This is a genomic window from Streptomyces sp. NPDC051104, from assembly GCF_040682835.1.
GTDB lineage: Bacteria > Actinomycetota > Actinomycetes > Streptomycetales > Streptomycetaceae > Streptomyces > Streptomyces cynarae.
Map to the genome: position 1 here is coordinate 104,313 of NZ_JBFBBS010000021.1, position 15,135 is coordinate 119,447.

A 15,135-nucleotide genomic window follows, 5' to 3' on the forward strand; every position below is an offset into this window, starting at 1 on the left:
CGCTCCCGTATCGCACACTCGGTTCGACGGGCGAGACCAGGGCAAAGTCTACCGGCGGTCCTCCTCCTCCCGTGGGGCCTCTCGGCGACGGGAGCGGGGGAGGACCCGCAGCGCGTCCCCCACGTCCGCCACTTCCAGCACCTTCATCCCGGACGGGATCCTCCCAGGATCGGTAGGTACGAGGGCGTGGGTGAAGCCCAGGCGGTGGGCCTCGGCCAGGCGGCGCTGGACGCCCGTGACCCGTCTGACCTCTCCGGCGAGGCCGACCTCGCCGATCGCCACCAGGTTCTTGGGCAGCGGGGTGTCGCTCGCGGCGCTCGCCAGTGCCAGTGCCACCGCCAGGTCGGCGGCCGGTTCGGAGAGCTTCACGCCGCCGACGGTCGCGGAGTAGATGTCCCGCTTGCCCAGGGCGCTGATCCGGCCGCGCTGTTCCAGCACGGCGAGCATCATCGAGACGCGGGAGGTCTCCAGGCCGGACGTCGTACGCCGCGGGGAGGGGATCTGCGAGTCGACGGTCAGGGCCTGCACCTCGGCCACCAGGGGGCGGCGGCCCTCCAGGGTGACGGTGAGGCAGGTGCCGGGGACCGGCTCGTCGCGGCGGGTCAGGAACAGGCCGCTGGGGTCCGCGAGACCCGTGATGCCCTCGTCGTGGAGCTCGAAGCAGCCGACCTCGTCCGTGGCGCCGTAGCGGTTCTTGACGCCCCGGACCAGGCGCAGGCGCGCGTGCCGGTCGCCCTCGAAGTGCAGGACGACGTCCACCAGGTGCTCCAGCAGGCGCGGGCCCGCGATCGCGCCGTCCTTGGTGACGTGGCCCACCAGGAGCGTGGCCATGCCGCGCTCCTTGGAGGCGCGGATCAGGGCCCCGGCGACCTCGCGCACCTGGGCCATGCCGCCGGGCGCGCCGTCGATCTCCGGGGAGGCGACGGTCTGGACCGAGTCGAGCACGAGCAGGGACGGCTTGACCGCGTCCAGGTGGCCGAGGACGGCCGCGAGGTCCGTCTCCGCCGCCAGGTAGAGGTCGTCGTGGATGGCTCCGATGCGGTCGGCGCGCAGCCGCACCTGGCTCGCGGACTCCTCGCCGGTCACATACAGCGTGCGGTGCTCGTCGCTCGCCGCCTTCGCCGCGACGTCGAGCAGCAGCGTGGACTTGCCGACGCCGGGTTCGCCCGCCAGCAGCACGACCGCGCCCGGTACGAGTCCGCCGCCGAGGACGCGGTCCAGCTCGGGCACGCCGGTGGGGCGGGCGGCGGCCTGCCGCCCGTCGACCTGGCCGATCGGCAGGGCGGAGGTGGTCACCCGCCCCGGTGTCGTCGTCCGCACGGCGGGCGCGCCGTACTCCTCGATCGTCCCCCAGGCCTGGCATTCGGGGCAGCGGCCGAGCCACTTGGCCGTCTGCCAGCCGCACTCGGTGCAGCGGTAGGACGGCCGGTCCTTGGAGGTCTTCGTACGGGCAGCCATGGTCGAAACCGTAGCGGGGGCCACTGACAACCGGCTCAGGGCAACCGGGAGCAGAGCCTCGGCAGGGCGGTCCTACAATCCGGCGCCCTGCCGCCCTGCGCGCCCCCCAAGATGCGGAATACATCGTTCCTGTCCCCTTATGAGGGATCGTTTCACCCGTACGGAGTAAAAGTGCTCAAGGGGGAAGAAGGTGCCGGTCATCGCCGCCTACGGTCGCACGGGTGATGAGCAGCAGGCCGGAGATCTCGACGCACGCCACCGGCGCACACCCGGCGCGCTACGACGCGCGGCAGCGGGGAAGCGCGCCCCGTGGCGCGACCCCTCGCACCCTGGCGCAGCGCCTGCCCGCGCGCTATGACCCCTACGTGGACGGGCTGTTCACCTACTGCCTGTCCGTGCTGTGCGATCACGACGCGGCGACCGAGACCCTCGGGGACGCCCTCGCGCTCGCCGAGCGCCGCGGCACCCGCGGCCCGCGGTCCCACGACGACCACCGCGCCTGGCTGTACGCCCTCACCCGCTGGTCCTGTCTGCGCCGCCTCGCCGAGGCGCGCCACCGCCGGGCCGGGCGCGACCGCGACCTCGGCGCGCACAAGGAAGCCGCCGACCGGCGCGCCGCCGCGGCCCTCGGCACCACCCCCGAGCCGACCGAGGAGACCGAGGAGCTACGCCGCCGCGAGCTCGCCCAGCTCGCCTGGCCGGAGGCCGCCGGCACCACCCCCGAGCAGCGGGAAGCGCTGGAACTCGCGGTACGCCACCAGCTCGCCCCCCGCGAGGTCGCCGCCGTGCTCGGCCTGGACCCCACCGCCACCCGGGAGCTGCTGGCCGCCGCCGCCTGCGAGGTGGAGCGCACCCGTGCCGCCCTCGCCGTCGTCGAGACCGGCACCTGTCCGGACGTCGCCCGCCTCACCGGCGACCACCAGCTCGTCCTCAGCGCCGCCCTGCGCCGCGAACTCGTCCGGCACGTCGACGACTGCCCGCGCTGCCGCCGCACCGCCGAGCGCGCCGTTCCCGGCACCTGGCCCGGCACCAGCGTCACCCCCGCCGCGCTACCCGTCCTTCAGGCCCCGCGCGCGGCCCTGCACACCGCGATGACGCACGCCGTACGCGCGCGTGGCGGCGCCCCCCGCTTCGACCGGCGCGGCTTCCCCATGGATCCGAAGGACCACGCGGCCCGCCGCGACCGCCTCCGCGCGCGTGCCGTCACCACGACCGTCGTCGCAACCGTGGTCGCCGCCCCGGTGTTCGCCCTGTGGGCCGCCTACCGCGGCCCCCTCACCGGCGAGGCCGCCGACGGCCGCCCCGTCACCGCGCGCGAGGTGGAGGGCACGGCGCCGCTCGGCGGCGAGGGCGCGGGCGGGTACGAGAACGCGGGCAACGCCAGCGCGAGGCCCGGCGCCCGCGTCCCCGGCAAGGACGGACGCACACCCGACGTCTCCGTCGAGGTCATCGGCGTGTCGACGGGCGCCCCGGGCGAGGGGCACCTGGCGGTGACGGCCCGCAACGACGGCACCACCACCTTGATCACCCTCACCGCGTCCGGCGGCTCACCGGTCCACTGGTCCGCGACCACGGGCGCCTCCTGGCTGTACATCAACCAGTCCTCGGGCACGCTCGACCCCGGCGCGTCGTTCACGATCCGCGTCTACGTCGACCACCTCCACGAGCCCGCCGGCCCCTGGCACGCGCAGGTGGCGGTGGCCCCGGCGGGCGCCGTCGTCTCGATCGACGGCTACGGCGCGGCGGGCCCGTCCGAGCCGCGCCCCACCCCCACCCGGACCGTACCGTCCGACCCCTCACCGACCGGTCCGCCGCCCGGCTCCGACCCCACCCCAGGCGACCCGACCCCGACCGACCCGCCGACCTCCAGCCCGTCGCCCTCCGACCCATCGGCCTCCAGCCCGACGCCCACCGACAGCGGCGCGCCGAGCCCCGCCTCGTAGGCCGCCTTGTCCGTGCCGATACCGTCAGGCCACGGGATCCGCGGGATGCGGTGCCACCAGCGGCAGCTGCGACGCCAGGCGCTGCTCGCACAGCTCGGCCAGGCGGTCGTACCCCGCCTTGCCCATCAGCTCGGTCAGCTCCGCCCGGTAGGAGACGTACACCGGCTCGCCCGCGCCGTGCGCCGACGTCGCCGACGTGCACCACCAGTGCAGGTCGTGGCCGCCCGGACCCCAGCCCCGGCGGTCGTACTCACCGATCGACACCTGCAGCACCCGGGTGTCGTCGGGCCGGTCGATCCACTCGTACGTGCGCCGGATCGGCAGCTGCCAGCACACGTCCGGCTTGGTCTCCAGCGGTTCGCGGCCCTCCCTGAGGGCGAGGATGTGCAGCGAGCAGCCCGCGCCGCCCGCGAACCCGGGGCGGTTCTGGAAGATGCACGAGCCCTGGTACGGGCGGGTCTGCCGGGACCCTTCGTCGTCCTCCGCGACCCAGCCCGTCTCCGTGCCCACGTCATGGTGCTGCCAGATCTCCGGGGTGAGCCGTGCCACGTGCTCGGCCACCCGCTTCTCGTCGTCCTCGTCCGAGAAGTGCGCCCCCAACGTGCAGCACCCGTCGTCCGCGCGGCCCGCCTGGATGCCCTGGCAGCCGCTCCCGAAGATGCAGTTCCAGCGCGAGGTCAGCCATGTCAGATCGCAGCGGAAGACCTGCTCGTCGTCGGTCGGATCCGGAAACTCCACCCATGCGCGCGCGAAGTCGAGCCCCTTCTCGTCACTCGCCTTCAGGGCTTTCTTCGCCATCTTCAGGGCCTTCTCCGACGGGGACGCCTTCGCCTGCGAAGAATCCTGCGATCCCTTGGAGGATTTGTCGGTCTTCGCCTTTTTCGTCTTTGGCACGCCTCCAGAGTAAGTGGCCCCGGACCGCTCCGGGGACGGCAGATCCCGACACTGGCAGTAGCGTTCCGTACATGAGACTCGGTGTCCTCGACGTGGGTTCGAACACGGTGCATCTGCTGGTGGTGGACGCCCACCCCGGCGCGCGCCCCCTGCCCGCGCACTCGCATAAGGCGGAGCTGCGGCTCGCCGAACTCCTGGACGGCGGTGGAGCCATCGGCCGGGAGGGCGTGGACAGGCTGATCGCCGTCGTCCGGGACGCCCTCCAGGCCGCCGAGGACAAGGGCGTCGAGGACCTGCTGCCGTTCGCCACCTCCGCGGTGCGCGAGGCCGGCAACGCCGACGACGTCCTCGCCCGGGTCGAGGACGCCACGGGCGTCGAGTTGCAGGTGCTGACCGGCGAGGAGGAGGCCCGGCTGACCTTCTTCGCCGCCCGCCGCTGGTTCGGCTGGTCCGCGGGCAAACTCCTCGTCCTCGACATCGGCGGCGGCTCCCTGGAGATCGCCTACGGCATCGACGAGGAACCCGACGCCGCGGTGTCCCTGCCGCTGGGCGCCGGCCGGCTGACCGCCGCCTGGCTGCCCGGCGACCCGCCCGACCCCGAGGACGTCAGGGCGCTGCGCCGCCACGTACGGACCGAGATCGCCCGCACGGTCGGCGAGTTCAGCCGCTTCGGGGCGCCCGACCACGTCGTCGCCACCTCCAAGACGTTCAAGCAGCTCGCCCGCCTCGCCGGGGCCGCCCGCTCCGCCGAGGGCCTGTACGTCCAGCGCGAGCTGAAGCGGGAGTCACTGGAGGGCTGGGTGCCCCAGCTCGCCGGGATGACGGCCGCGCAGCGCGCGGAGCTCCCGGGCGTCTCCGACGGCCGCGCGGGCCAGCTGGTGGCCGGGGCGCTGGTCGCGGAGGCGGCGATGGATCTGTTCGGCGTGGAGACGCTGGAGATATGCCCCTGGGCACTGCGGGAGGGCGTGATCCTGCGGCGGCTGGACCACATGGGCTCTGTGTGAGCCCGCAGGGGCGCGGGTCTGCGACAGATGCGACTCCCCGGCGTGGGCGCGAGCGGCCACGGCCCGTGACGCCGAGCTGATCCACAAGACAGCCCCTAGTGACCTCGGCCACCCCCACCCCCCACTCCCGGCCCAACCGCCGGAGGCACCCCGTACCCTGTCCCTCGTGGCAGAACCAGCGGTGCGCATCCCGGATGCGAAGGTCGCGCTGTCGACGGCCTCCGTCTACCCGGAGTCGACGGCGACGGCCTTCGAGATCGCCGCGCGCCTCGGGTACGACGGGGTCGAGGTCATGGTGTGGACCGACCCGGTCAGCCAGGACATCGAGGCGCTGCGCCGACTCAGCGACTACCACCAGATCCCCATTCTGGCCGTCCACGCCCCCTGTCTGCTGATCACACAGCGGGTGTGGTCCACCGACCCCTGGGTCAAACTCCAGCGGGCCCGCGCGGCCGCCGAGAAGCTCGGCGCCGGCACCGTCGTGGTGCATCCGCCCTTCCGCTGGCAGCGGCAGTACGCGCGTGACTTCGTCGACGGCGTCTGGCGCATGGCGAACGAGACAGATGTGCGGTTCGCCGTCGAAAACATGTACCCGTGGCGCTACAGGGACCGCGAGATGCTCGCCTACGCCCCCGACTGGGACGTCACGAAGGACGACTACCGGCACTTCACGATCGACCTCAGCCACGCCGCGACGGCCCGCACGGACGCCCTGCAGATGCTCGACCGCATGGGCGACCGCCTCGGCCACGTCCACCTCGCCGACGGCAACGGCTCGAACAAGGACGAGCACCTCGTCCCCGGCCGCGGCGTACAGCCCTGCGCCGAGGTCCTGGAGCGGCTGGCTCTGGGCGGCTTCGACGGGTACGTCGTCATCGAGGTCAACACCCGCCGCGCCATGTCCGGCGCCGAGCGCGAGGCGGACCTCGCGGAGGCCCTCGCCTTCACCCGGCTGCACCTGGCGTCGGCGGTGCGGGTGCCCCGCCGGTGAGCGTGCTCGGACCCAGCTGAGACCCGCGTCCCGCATTCCGGACATCGTGTCCGTCCCTTGGAGCACCGGCGTACGCTCGACGTGAGCCAGAACTCCGCCAGGCTCCCTGGTGGAACTCTCCGAAGGAGCGAGCGACGATGCCCGAGCTGAGGTCCCGCACAGTCACCCACGGCCGCAACATGGCGGGCGCCCGCGCCCTTATGCGCGCCTCCGGTGTACCCGGTGCGGACATCGGACGGAAGCCGATCATCGCCGTCGCCAACTCCTTCACCGAGTTCGTCCCGGGCCACACCCACCTCCAGCCGGTCGGCCGGATCGTCAGCGAGGCGATCAAGGAGGCCGGCGGTATTCCGCGTGAGTTCAACACCATCGCGGTGGACGACGGCATCGCCATGGGCCACGGCGGCATGCTGTACTCCCTGCCCTCCCGCGACCTGATCGCGGACAGCGTGGAGTACATGGTGGAGGCCCACTGCGCCGACGCCCTGGTCTGCATCTCCAACTGCGACAAGATCACCCCGGGCATGCTGATGGCCGCGCTGCGCCTGAACATCCCGACGGTCTTCGTCTCCGGCGGCCCCATGGAGTCCGGCCGGGCCACCCTGGTCGACGGCACCGTCCGCACCCTCGACCTGGTCGACGCGATCTCCGACGCCGTGAACGACAAGGTCTCCGACGAGGACATCCTCCGTATCGAGGAGAACGCCTGTCCGACCTGCGGCTCGTGTTCCGGCATGTTCACCGCCAACTCGATGAACTGCCTGACCGAGGCGATCGGCCTCTCCCTCCCCGGCAACGGCTCGGTCCTCGCCACCCACACCGCCCGCGAGCAGCTGTACGTGGACGCGGCCCGCACGGTCATGGACCTCACCCGCCGCTACTACGAGCAGGACGACGACACGGTCCTGCCGCGCAACATCGCCACCTTCTCCGCCTTCGAGAACGCGATGGCCCTCGACATCGCGATGGGCGGCTCCACCAACACGATCCTGCACCTGCTGGCGGCGGCCCAGGAGGCGGGCGTCCCCTTCGGCCTGGAGGAGATCGACCATGTCTCGCGCCGGGTCCCGTGCCTGGCGAAGGTCGCCCCGAACGTCGCCAAGAACCGCACGTACTACATGGAGGACGTGCACCGCGCCGGCGGCATCCCCGCCCTCCTCGGCGAGCTGCACCGCGCGGGCCTGCTGAACGAGGACGTGCACGCCGTCCACAGCCCCTCCCTCGCGGACTGGCTGAAGACGTGGGACGTCCGCGGCGGCTCCCCCTCCCCGAAGGCCGTGGAACTGTGGCACGCGGCCCCCGGCTGCGTCCGCTCGGCCGAGGCGTTCTCCCAGTCGGAGCGCTGGGAGGCCCTCGACGAGGACGCGGAGAACGGCTGCATCCGCTCCGCGGAGCACGCGTACTCCAAGGACGGCGGTCTCGCGGTCCTCAAGGGCAACCTGGCCGAGGACGGCTGCGTGGTGAAGACCGCGGGCGTCGACGAGTCGATCTGGACCTTCGAGGGCCCGGCGGTGGTCTGCGAGTCGCAGGAGGAGGCCGTCGAGAAGATCCTCACCCAGCAGGTCAAGGAGGGCGACGTCGTCGTCATCCGCTACGAGGGCCCCAAGGGCGGCCCCGGCATGCAGGAGATGCTGTACCCGACCTCGTACCTGAAGGGCCGGGGCCTCGGGAAGGCCTGCGCGCTGATCACGGACGGCCGCTTCTCCGGCGGCACGTCGGGCCTGTCGATCGGCCACGCGTCCCCCGAGGCGGCCTCCGGCGGCACGATCGCCCTGGTGCGGGACGGCGACCGCATCCGCATCGACATCCCGAACCGCACGATCGAGCTCCTGGTGTCCGACGAGGAGCTCGACACCCGCCGTGCCGCGCTGAACGGCGTCTACGCCCCCGCGAACCGCGACCGCAAGGTCTCCGCGGCACTGCGCGCGTACGCCGCGATGGCGACGAGCGCGGACAAGGGCGCCGTGCGCGATGTGACCAAGCTGGGCTGAGGGTTCACTCCGGGAAGGGCCGTCCGTCGCCGGGCGGCCCTTTCGCGTCCTACCAGCGGGCCGGCTCGCGTCCGTCGACGGCGAAGACGGTGCCGTCGGGGGCGGTGGCGTAGACGTGGTGGTCGATGACCAGGGGTTCGGGCAGCGCGGCCATGACCCGGTCCGAGCTCGGGCCCAGCCGTGGCCGGGTCTGACCGGTGAGCTTCCCGTCACGGGCGTCGACGGCGATGAGCCGCCCGTCGGCCGCCGTGAAGTACACCTGCCCATCGGCCACGACCGGCGCCGAGCCGCGGCTCACCGACGTTTCCAGATGCCACAGTTCCTTCCGCGTGTCCAGGTCGACGGCCTTCAGCGCACCGCCCGCCGCCAGGAGGTAGACGACGGTTCCGTGCACGGTGGCGTGCGCGCTCTCCAGCGCGATGGTCAGGGGTACGCGGCGCTCCGACCCGGAACCGGGGGCGTAGCGGACGACCGCTCTCGTCTCCCCGTAGGCGCCCAGGGAGAGGAAGAAGAGGGAGCCGTCCTCGGAGGCGAAGGGTTCGAGCTGCCCGCTGAGCCGGGCGTCCCACCGCACGTCGCCGGTCACCGGGTCCACCGCGGTGACGCGCGTCCTGCTCCCGTCGTCGGAGACGCTCGCCGCGTACGCCGTCGGGTCTCCGGGGAACGAGGTGAACAGGGGCATGCTCTGGCCGGGGATCCGCCGGCGCCATTTCGTGTCGCCCGACGCGCTGTCGACGCCGGTGACGGTGCCGTCCTTGCCGGTGATCAGCAGCGTGCCTCCGGCGGACCGCAATCCGTTGTACGACGGGACGCCGCGCTGCCAACGCGTCCTGCCCGAAGCGGGGTCCAACGCCTCCAGCCGCTGCCCCTCGCCCAGCAGCGGCTGGACGAGACCCCCTGACAGGACCGGCGGCCCACTCCTGAGCGCCGTGGCGACGCCGTGCCGCCACAGCAGCGTGCCGTCGGCCGGATCGAGGGCGTAGACGAGCCCTGCCCGTGCGCAGAGCAGCTTCCCCGCCCCGTAAGAACAGTGGGGCGTATTGGTGCCTCCGGAAACCGGAGGCGTCTGCCATTGATGGAATCCGTCCGCCGGGGCCGACCGGGTGGTGGCCCGCGGCGGCCCGCCGTCTCCCAGCAGGGGAATCGAGGCGAACGCGCCGACGGCCACCAGACCGAGCGCCCCGGCGGCCAGAGCCACCCGCTTGCGCAGCAGCCCCCTCAGCCGCGGCTGCGGCTTCTCGGGGCCGGCCGCGGACTTCGGTACGTCGCTGTCGCCCGTCCGCTGTGCCGGTATGAACGGCTGGGTGTCGTACGAGGCCGCCACCGACCGCAGTTCCCGCATCAGTTCGTCCGGCGTGGGCCGGTCCTCGGGCTCCTTGGCGAGGCACCGCAGCACCAGCGGCGCCAGATCGTCCGGTACGCCGGCCAACTCCGGTTCGTCGTGCACCACCTGGTAGGCCACGATGTACGGACTGTCCGAGTCGAACGGCCCCCGCCCGGTGGCCGCGTGCACCATCACGGACCCGAGCGCGAAGACGTCGGCGGCCGGCCCGACCTCCCTCGGCCGCCGGAACTGCTCGGGCGCCATGAAGGGCGGCGTGCCGATCAGCTTGCCGGTCTCGGTGCGCAGTTCGCTGTCCTTCGGCCGGGAGATGCCGAAGTCGATGACCTTCGGGCCGTCCTCGGCGAGCAGCACGTTGCTCGGCTTGAGATCCCGGTGCACGACCCCGGCCCGATGGATGTCGCGCAGCGCCTCCGCGAGCCCGGCCATCAGCCGGCGCAACTGGGCGGGGACCATGGGCCCGTTCCGCTTCACATGGTCGGACAGGGTCGGTCCGGGGATGAACAGCGTGGCCATCCAGGGCCGTTCGGCCTCCGGGTCGGCGTCGACGACGGGCGCGGTGAAGGCACCGCTCACCCTCCGGGCCGCGGCCACCTCCTGCCGGAAACGGCCCCTGAACTCGGGGTCCTTGGCGTACTCGGCGTGGACGACCTTGACCGCCAGCTTCATCCCGGAGGCGCTGCGGGCCAGGTGCACCACGCCCATGCCGCCGGAGCCCAGGCAGGAGTCCAGACGGTAGTGACCGGCGTACTCGGGAAGTTCCGCTTCCGCGCCCGCTCCGGTGTTGCGCTGTGGCGTCATGGACCACCCCCGTGCTGTTCGTCCGCGCGCGCGACGCACGGAGCCTAGTCGATGACTCGTACGAGACCGAGGCGGCTTGCCAGCCTCCGCGCGCGCGTCATACATGTGTGTTTGAAGATGTGACACGAGGGAATCAACGGGACCCCATGACAGTCATGGGGCTCAACGGGGGAGGATGTCCATGTCTGTCGACCACGTGGAAGACGCCGAGCGCGGCACCGAGCAGCAGGCCGTCACGACGACGGCCCTTCGCTACTACTCGGTCGCCCCGGGCGTCCGGCTCAACGTCCGCAGCGGCCCCGGCACCGGCTACACCATCGTCCGGGTCCTGCCCGAGGGCGCCAAGGTGCCGATCTACTGCCAGACGCCGGGCACGACGGTGACCGGTCCGTACGGCACGAGCAACATATGGGACAACATCGACAGCGGCGAGTACGTCTCTGACGCGTACGTGAACACGGGCAGCGACGGCTACGTCGCCTCGCGCTGCTGACCCGTCCCGCCGCGGGGGCCCGCCCGCCGCCGGAGTGATAATCGACGCGTGAGCGACGACAACGGCACTCCGGACACCCCCAAGGGCGGCCCCCGCCCCGAACCGATCCGCTTCTTCGGCACCACCTGGGTGGATCATGACGGCGGCTACACGGCCCGCCGTATCGCCGTGTCCGCCGGCTCCCTCGCCGCAGCCGCGATCTCCTGCCTCGTCCTGCGCTTCGCCTACCAGGGCCTGAGCATCGCCGACGTCGGCGCACCGGTGACGTTCCTGGTCGTGGTCATGTTCGCCGTGTGCAGCGCACTCGCGTTCGGCCACACCTGGGGAGCCTTCACCAAGCGCCCCGACCCCGAGCGCCAGTCCTCCCTCCGCGGCCTCCTCACCATCGGCTTCGTCGGCTCCCTCCTCGCCTACTTCTTCCGCTCCCTGACCGAGGCCCCCGGCGAGAAACTCCACCGCGAGGAGTACGACCAGGCCCGCGCCGCCCACCAGAAGCGCACCTCGCGCCGCACCGGCAACCCCTCCCGTCGGCGCCGTTCCTGACCCGGGCCCCGCCCAACGCCGCGTAAACCCGCTGCCCCGGCCCCCGCCACCCCGCCACCATGGGCGTATGACCACGCCCTCCCGAGCCGCCCGGGCCCACTCCTTCAACACCGCCGCCGCCCAGTACGCCGCGAACCGCCCCTCCTACCCTCCCGCGCTCTTCGACGCCCTCGAAGACCTCGCCGACCGCCCCCTCGCCGGCGCCCGCGTGGCCGACATCGGCGCCGGCACCGGTATCGCCACCGCCCTGCTCAAGGCCCGCGGCGCGCACGTACTCGCCGTGGAGCCCGGCGCCGGCATGGCCGACCAGTTCCGCCGCACCCTCCCCGACGTCCCCCTCCTGCGCGGCGACGGCAACGCCCTCCCCCTCGCCACCGCCTCCACCGACGTCCTCACCTACGCCCAGTCCTGGCACTGGACCGACCCGGCCCGTTCGGTCCCCGAGGCCCTGCGCGTCCTGCGGCCGGGCGGCGCGCTCGCGCTGTGGTGGAACATGGACGCCCAGGACGTCCCCTGGATAACCGAGCAGGCGGACCGCATCAAGCGCTTCTTCGGCACCGACAAGGCCACCAAGAACGGCGCCGGCGACACCCGTCCCGACCTTGCCTTCGAAGGCGCCCCCGAGATCCCCGCCCACGCCCGCCGCGTCGTCCGCTGGAGCCGCACGGTCCCCGTCGAGACCCACCTCGCCAACGTCGGCAGCCACTCGATCTTCCTGGTCGGCGGCGAGGAACGCGCCAGGGCCTTCCTCGCCGAGGAGCGGGAGCACCTCCTCAAGACCTTCCCGGACGGCCGTGTCGAGGAGGTCTACGACGTGCTATTGATCGTGGCCCGGCGGCTCTAGTAGCTGCGGGCAGTCGTGCCTGGACCGGCACGGCAACGCTCAGCCACCGTCCCGCCCACCGGACAACCCGCCAAGCGCACCCTCCCCGGTGCGAGGATGACCGAAGGACGACGCACCCCGGAGGGCCCCACCACCATGACCCAGAAAGTCGCAGTCCTCGGTACCGGCAAGATCGGCGAAGCCGTGCTCAGCGGAATGATCCGAGCCGGCTGGGCCCCCGCCGACCTCCTGGTGACCGCCCGCCGCCCGGAGCGGGCCGAAGAGCTCCGCAGCCGCTACGGCGTCACCCCGGTCACCAACCCCGAGGCCGCGAAGAGCGCCGACACGCTCATCCTCACGGTCAAGCCCCAGGACATGGGCACGCTCCTGGACGAACTCGCACCTCACGTCCCCGCCGATCGCCTGGTCATCAGCGGCGCCGCCGGCATCCCCACCTCCTTCTTCGAGGCCCGCCTCGCCGTCGGCACCCCGGTCGTCCGCGTCATGACGAACACCCCCGCCCTCGTCGACGCGGCCATGTCCGTCATCTCCGCCGGCACCCACGCCACCGCCGACCACCTGGCCCACACCGAGGAGATCTTCGGCGCCGTCGGCAAGACCCTCCGTGTCCCCGAGTCCCAGCAGGACGCCTGCACCGCGCTGTCCGGCTCAGGCCCGGCGTACTTCTTCTACCTGGTCGAGGCCATGACCGACGCCGGCATCCTGCTCGGCCTGCCCCGCGACAAGGCCCACGACCTCATCGTCCAGTCCGCGATCGGCGCGGCGGTGATGCTCCGCGACAGCGGCGAGCACCCGGTCAAGCTCCGCGAGAACGTCACGTCCCCCGCCGGCACCACCATCAACGCCATCCGCGAACTGGAGAACCACGGCGTACGGGCCGCCCTCATCGCCGCCCTGGAAGCCGCCCGCGACCGCAGCCGCGAACTGGCCTCCGGCAACAACTGACGTCCTCCGGGGGCGGGTGCCGGGTCACCCCGCCCCGCGCACGACCGCCTCCGTGGTCACCACGCGCGCGAACCCGCCACCCTTCAGGGACACCGACCTCCCCATGCCCGGGATCGCGCGCCTACCGAGCCGCGCTCACCACGGGCTCCCGCACCCCGGAGGCCGCCGGCAGCAGGCCGATCGCGCGATAGGCGCCATCCACGGTCGGCCGGGCCACCGCCCGGGCCCGCTCCGCGCCACCGTGCAGCACGTCCTCCACATACGCGGGATCGGCGCACAACTCCCGATGCCGCTCCTGCACCGGCCTCAGCAGCTCGACCACGGCCTCCGCGGTGTCCTTCTTCAGGGCGCCGTACGACGTGTACGCACCGCTCAACTCCTCGGGATCACCCCCGGAGCACGCGGCGAGGATCTCCAGGAGATTGGCCACGCCGGGCCGCGCCTCCCGGTCGTACACGACCTCCGCCCCACTGTCGGTCACCGCACGCATGACCTTCTTCCGTACGACGTCCGGCTCATCGAGCAGGTAGACGATCCCAGGGCCGGAGTCATCGGACTTGCCCATCTTCGACATCGGGTCCTGAAGGTTCATGACGCGGGTCGCGATCTTGGGGGGCGTGGCCCGGGGCACCACGAACGTGTGCCCGTATCGCTGGTTGAACCGCACGGCCAGATCCCGCGCCAGCTCCACGTGCTGCGTCTGGTCGTCCCCGACCGGCACCTCGTCCGTCCCGTACGCCAGGATGTCCGCGGCCATCAGCACGGGATACGTCAGCAGGGACAGCCGTACGCTCCCGCCCCGCTCCCGCTCCCGCGCGGCCTTCTCCTTGTACTGGATCATGCGCCGCATCTCACCGTCGGTGGCCACGCACTCCAGTACGTACGACAGCCGCGCGTGCTCGTCGACGTGGCTCTGGACGAACAGGGTGCACCGCTCCGGCTCGAGCCCAGCCGCCAGCAACAGCGTCGCCGCTTGCCGGCTGAGCCTGCGCACCCGCGCCGGATCATGGTCCACGGTCAAGGCATGCAGGTCGACGACGCAGAAGAGCGCGTCCGCCTGGTGCTGGTCGACGTCCACCCACCGCTGGATGGCGCCCAGGTAGTTTCCCAGCGTCAGGTGCCCGGTCGGCTTGACCCCGCTGAAGACCCGTGTCATCTCACTCCACCTCCTGGTCGGGGCCGCCGCCTTCGGCCGGCCGCCCCTCGGAGATCCGGAGGGAGATACGAGAACGGCCGCCGAGGCGGCGGCCGTTGAACGCATACGTGAGTCCGGCCGCCGTCAGGCGGCCCACCACAGATGGTTGCACGTACGCGAAGTCATGGCATCGAGGGTACGCCCACCGGGACCTGACGCAAGGGGGGACGGGGCCGAGTTGACACGTACCGGACCGATCCGTAGTGTTCTCCGGGTTGTCCGACGTGAGCGCCGACTCCGGTCGGTCCCCGGGCAGCCATTCCGCAGGTACCAACGGACAATCGGCGCCACGTCGTCGTATGTATTGCCGTGCGTATTTTCGGAATGCAGGAACGAAGCCCCCGATTAGCTCGGGAGCCGGGAATCCGCTAAAGTCTCACTCGTCGGAACGGCCCAAGGGCCGCGAGGACAAGCCCGGTTGACTGGGCGTCGGACCCCGAAGGGAACTGAGGGATCTGATAGAGTCGACAAAGCCGGAAGGCCGAAAGGCCGGAAAGCGCCGAGGAAATCGGATCGGAAAGATCTGGTAGAGTCGGGAACACCGAAGGGAAGCGCCCGGAGGAAAGCCGAGAGAGTGAGTCTCTCCGGTGAGTACGAAGGAAGCGTCCGTTCCTTGAGAACTCAACAGCGTGCCAAAAGTCAACGCCAGATATGTTGATACCCCGTCCGTCGGATGATTCCGATGGTCGAG

The 15,135-nt window shown here is 72.0% G+C and carries 13 protein-coding genes; 8 read left to right on the forward strand and 5 right to left on the reverse strand.

Annotated features, from left to right (window positions below; all coding sequences use genetic code 11):
- Positions 1-48: 48 nt before the first annotated feature.
- Positions 49-1,458: a DNA repair protein RadA gene (radA, locus tag AB0N14_RS25760; RefSeq protein ID WP_366028067.1), complete on the reverse strand. Its 1,410-nt coding sequence runs from the start codon at positions 1,456-1,458 to the stop codon at positions 49-51.
- A gap of 224 nt (positions 1,459-1,682) precedes the next feature.
- On the opposite strand from radA, the gene AB0N14_RS25765 reads away from it, so the two are divergent.
- A complete protein-coding gene (locus AB0N14_RS25765) occupies positions 1,683-3,401 on the forward strand; it encodes a hypothetical protein (protein WP_366028068.1) in 1,719 nt (572 codons plus the stop codon).
- Between the two features lie 24 nt (positions 3,402-3,425).
- On the opposite strand, the gene AB0N14_RS25770 is transcribed toward AB0N14_RS25765, so the two are convergent.
- Positions 3,426-4,295, reverse strand: a complete 870-nt coding sequence (locus AB0N14_RS25770) for a hypothetical protein (RefSeq protein ID WP_366028069.1) — start codon at positions 4,293-4,295, stop codon at positions 3,426-3,428.
- Positions 4,296-4,366: 71 nt separating this feature from the next.
- Between AB0N14_RS25770 and AB0N14_RS25775 the strand changes: the two genes are divergently transcribed.
- From AB0N14_RS25775 to ilvD, 3 genes are all read left to right on the forward strand, one after another.
- Positions 4,367-5,299, forward strand: a complete 933-nt coding sequence (locus AB0N14_RS25775) for a Ppx/GppA phosphatase family protein (RefSeq protein ID WP_366028070.1) — start codon at positions 4,367-4,369, stop codon at positions 5,297-5,299.
- A 166-nt stretch (positions 5,300-5,465) separates the two neighbouring features.
- Entirely contained in the window at positions 5,466-6,290 is an 825-nt protein-coding gene (locus tag AB0N14_RS25780) for a sugar phosphate isomerase/epimerase (protein WP_366028071.1), read from the forward strand.
- Positions 6,291-6,427: 137 nt separating this feature from the next.
- Positions 6,428-8,281 (forward strand): dihydroxy-acid dehydratase, encoded by a 1,854-nt coding sequence (ilvD, locus tag AB0N14_RS25785; RefSeq protein ID WP_366028072.1) that lies wholly within the window; start codon positions 6,428-6,430, stop codon positions 8,279-8,281.
- A gap of 49 nt (positions 8,282-8,330) precedes the next feature.
- Here ilvD and AB0N14_RS25790 read toward each other — a convergent pair whose 3' ends face one another.
- The gene (locus AB0N14_RS25790) at positions 8,331-10,424 is read right to left on the reverse strand and encodes a serine/threonine-protein kinase (RefSeq protein WP_366028073.1); all 2,094 of its coding nucleotides are present in this window, start codon (positions 10,422-10,424) and stop codon (positions 8,331-8,333) included.
- Between the two features lie 181 nt (positions 10,425-10,605).
- Between AB0N14_RS25790 and AB0N14_RS25795 the strand changes: the two genes are divergently transcribed.
- From AB0N14_RS25795 to proC, 4 genes are all read left to right on the forward strand, one after another.
- Positions 10,606-10,917, forward strand: coding sequence for an SH3 domain-containing protein (locus tag AB0N14_RS25795; RefSeq protein WP_366028074.1), 312 nt, complete (start codon positions 10,606-10,608; stop codon positions 10,915-10,917).
- 48 nt (positions 10,918-10,965) lie between these two features.
- A complete protein-coding gene (locus tag AB0N14_RS25800; RefSeq protein WP_366028075.1) occupies positions 10,966-11,460 on the forward strand; it encodes an EamA/RhaT family transporter in 495 nt (164 codons plus the stop codon).
- A gap of 67 nt (positions 11,461-11,527) precedes the next feature.
- A complete protein-coding gene (locus AB0N14_RS25805; RefSeq protein WP_366028076.1) occupies positions 11,528-12,304 on the forward strand; it encodes a methyltransferase domain-containing protein in 777 nt (258 codons plus the stop codon).
- 135 nt (positions 12,305-12,439) lie between these two features.
- Complete coding sequence (gene proC, locus AB0N14_RS25810; protein ID WP_366028083.1) at positions 12,440-13,249, forward strand: pyrroline-5-carboxylate reductase; 810 nt, start codon at positions 12,440-12,442, stop codon at positions 13,247-13,249.
- Positions 13,250-13,370: 121 nt separating this feature from the next.
- On the opposite strand, the gene trpS is transcribed toward proC, so the two are convergent.
- Entirely contained in the window at positions 13,371-14,405 is a 1,035-nt protein-coding gene (gene trpS / locus AB0N14_RS25815; RefSeq protein WP_366028077.1) for a tryptophan--tRNA ligase, read from the reverse strand.
- Between the two features lies 1 nt (position 14,406).
- On the reverse strand, positions 14,407-14,556 hold the full coding sequence (locus tag AB0N14_RS25820) for a hypothetical protein (protein ID WP_366028078.1): 150 nt from the start codon (positions 14,554-14,556) through the stop codon (positions 14,407-14,409).
- Positions 14,557-15,135 lie beyond the last annotated feature (579 nt).

Bases quoted from the DNA above. Each gene is read 5' to 3' on its own strand.
- radA (WP_366028067.1), bottom strand. From the start codon at position 1,458: ATGGCTGCCCGTACGAAGACCTCCAAGGACCGGCCGTCCTACCGCTGC.
- AB0N14_RS25765 (WP_366028068.1), top strand. From the start codon at position 1,683: ATGAGCAGCAGGCCGGAGATCTCGACGCACGCCACCGGCGCACACCCG.
- ilvD (WP_366028072.1), top strand. From the start codon at position 6,428: ATGCCCGAGCTGAGGTCCCGCACAGTCACCCACGGCCGCAACATGGCG.
- AB0N14_RS25795 (WP_366028074.1), top strand. From the start codon at position 10,606: ATGTCTGTCGACCACGTGGAAGACGCCGAGCGCGGCACCGAGCAGCAG.
- AB0N14_RS25805 (WP_366028076.1), top strand. From the start codon at position 11,528: ATGACCACGCCCTCCCGAGCCGCCCGGGCCCACTCCTTCAACACCGCC.
- AB0N14_RS25790 (WP_366028073.1), bottom strand. From the start codon at position 10,424: ATGACGCCACAGCGCAACACCGGAGCGGGCGCGGAAGCGGAACTTCCC.
- proC (WP_366028083.1), top strand. From the start codon at position 12,440: ATGACCCAGAAAGTCGCAGTCCTCGGTACCGGCAAGATCGGCGAAGCC.
- AB0N14_RS25775 (WP_366028070.1), top strand. From the start codon at position 4,367: ATGAGACTCGGTGTCCTCGACGTGGGTTCGAACACGGTGCATCTGCTG.
- trpS (WP_366028077.1), bottom strand. From the start codon at position 14,405: ATGACACGGGTCTTCAGCGGGGTCAAGCCGACCGGGCACCTGACGCTG.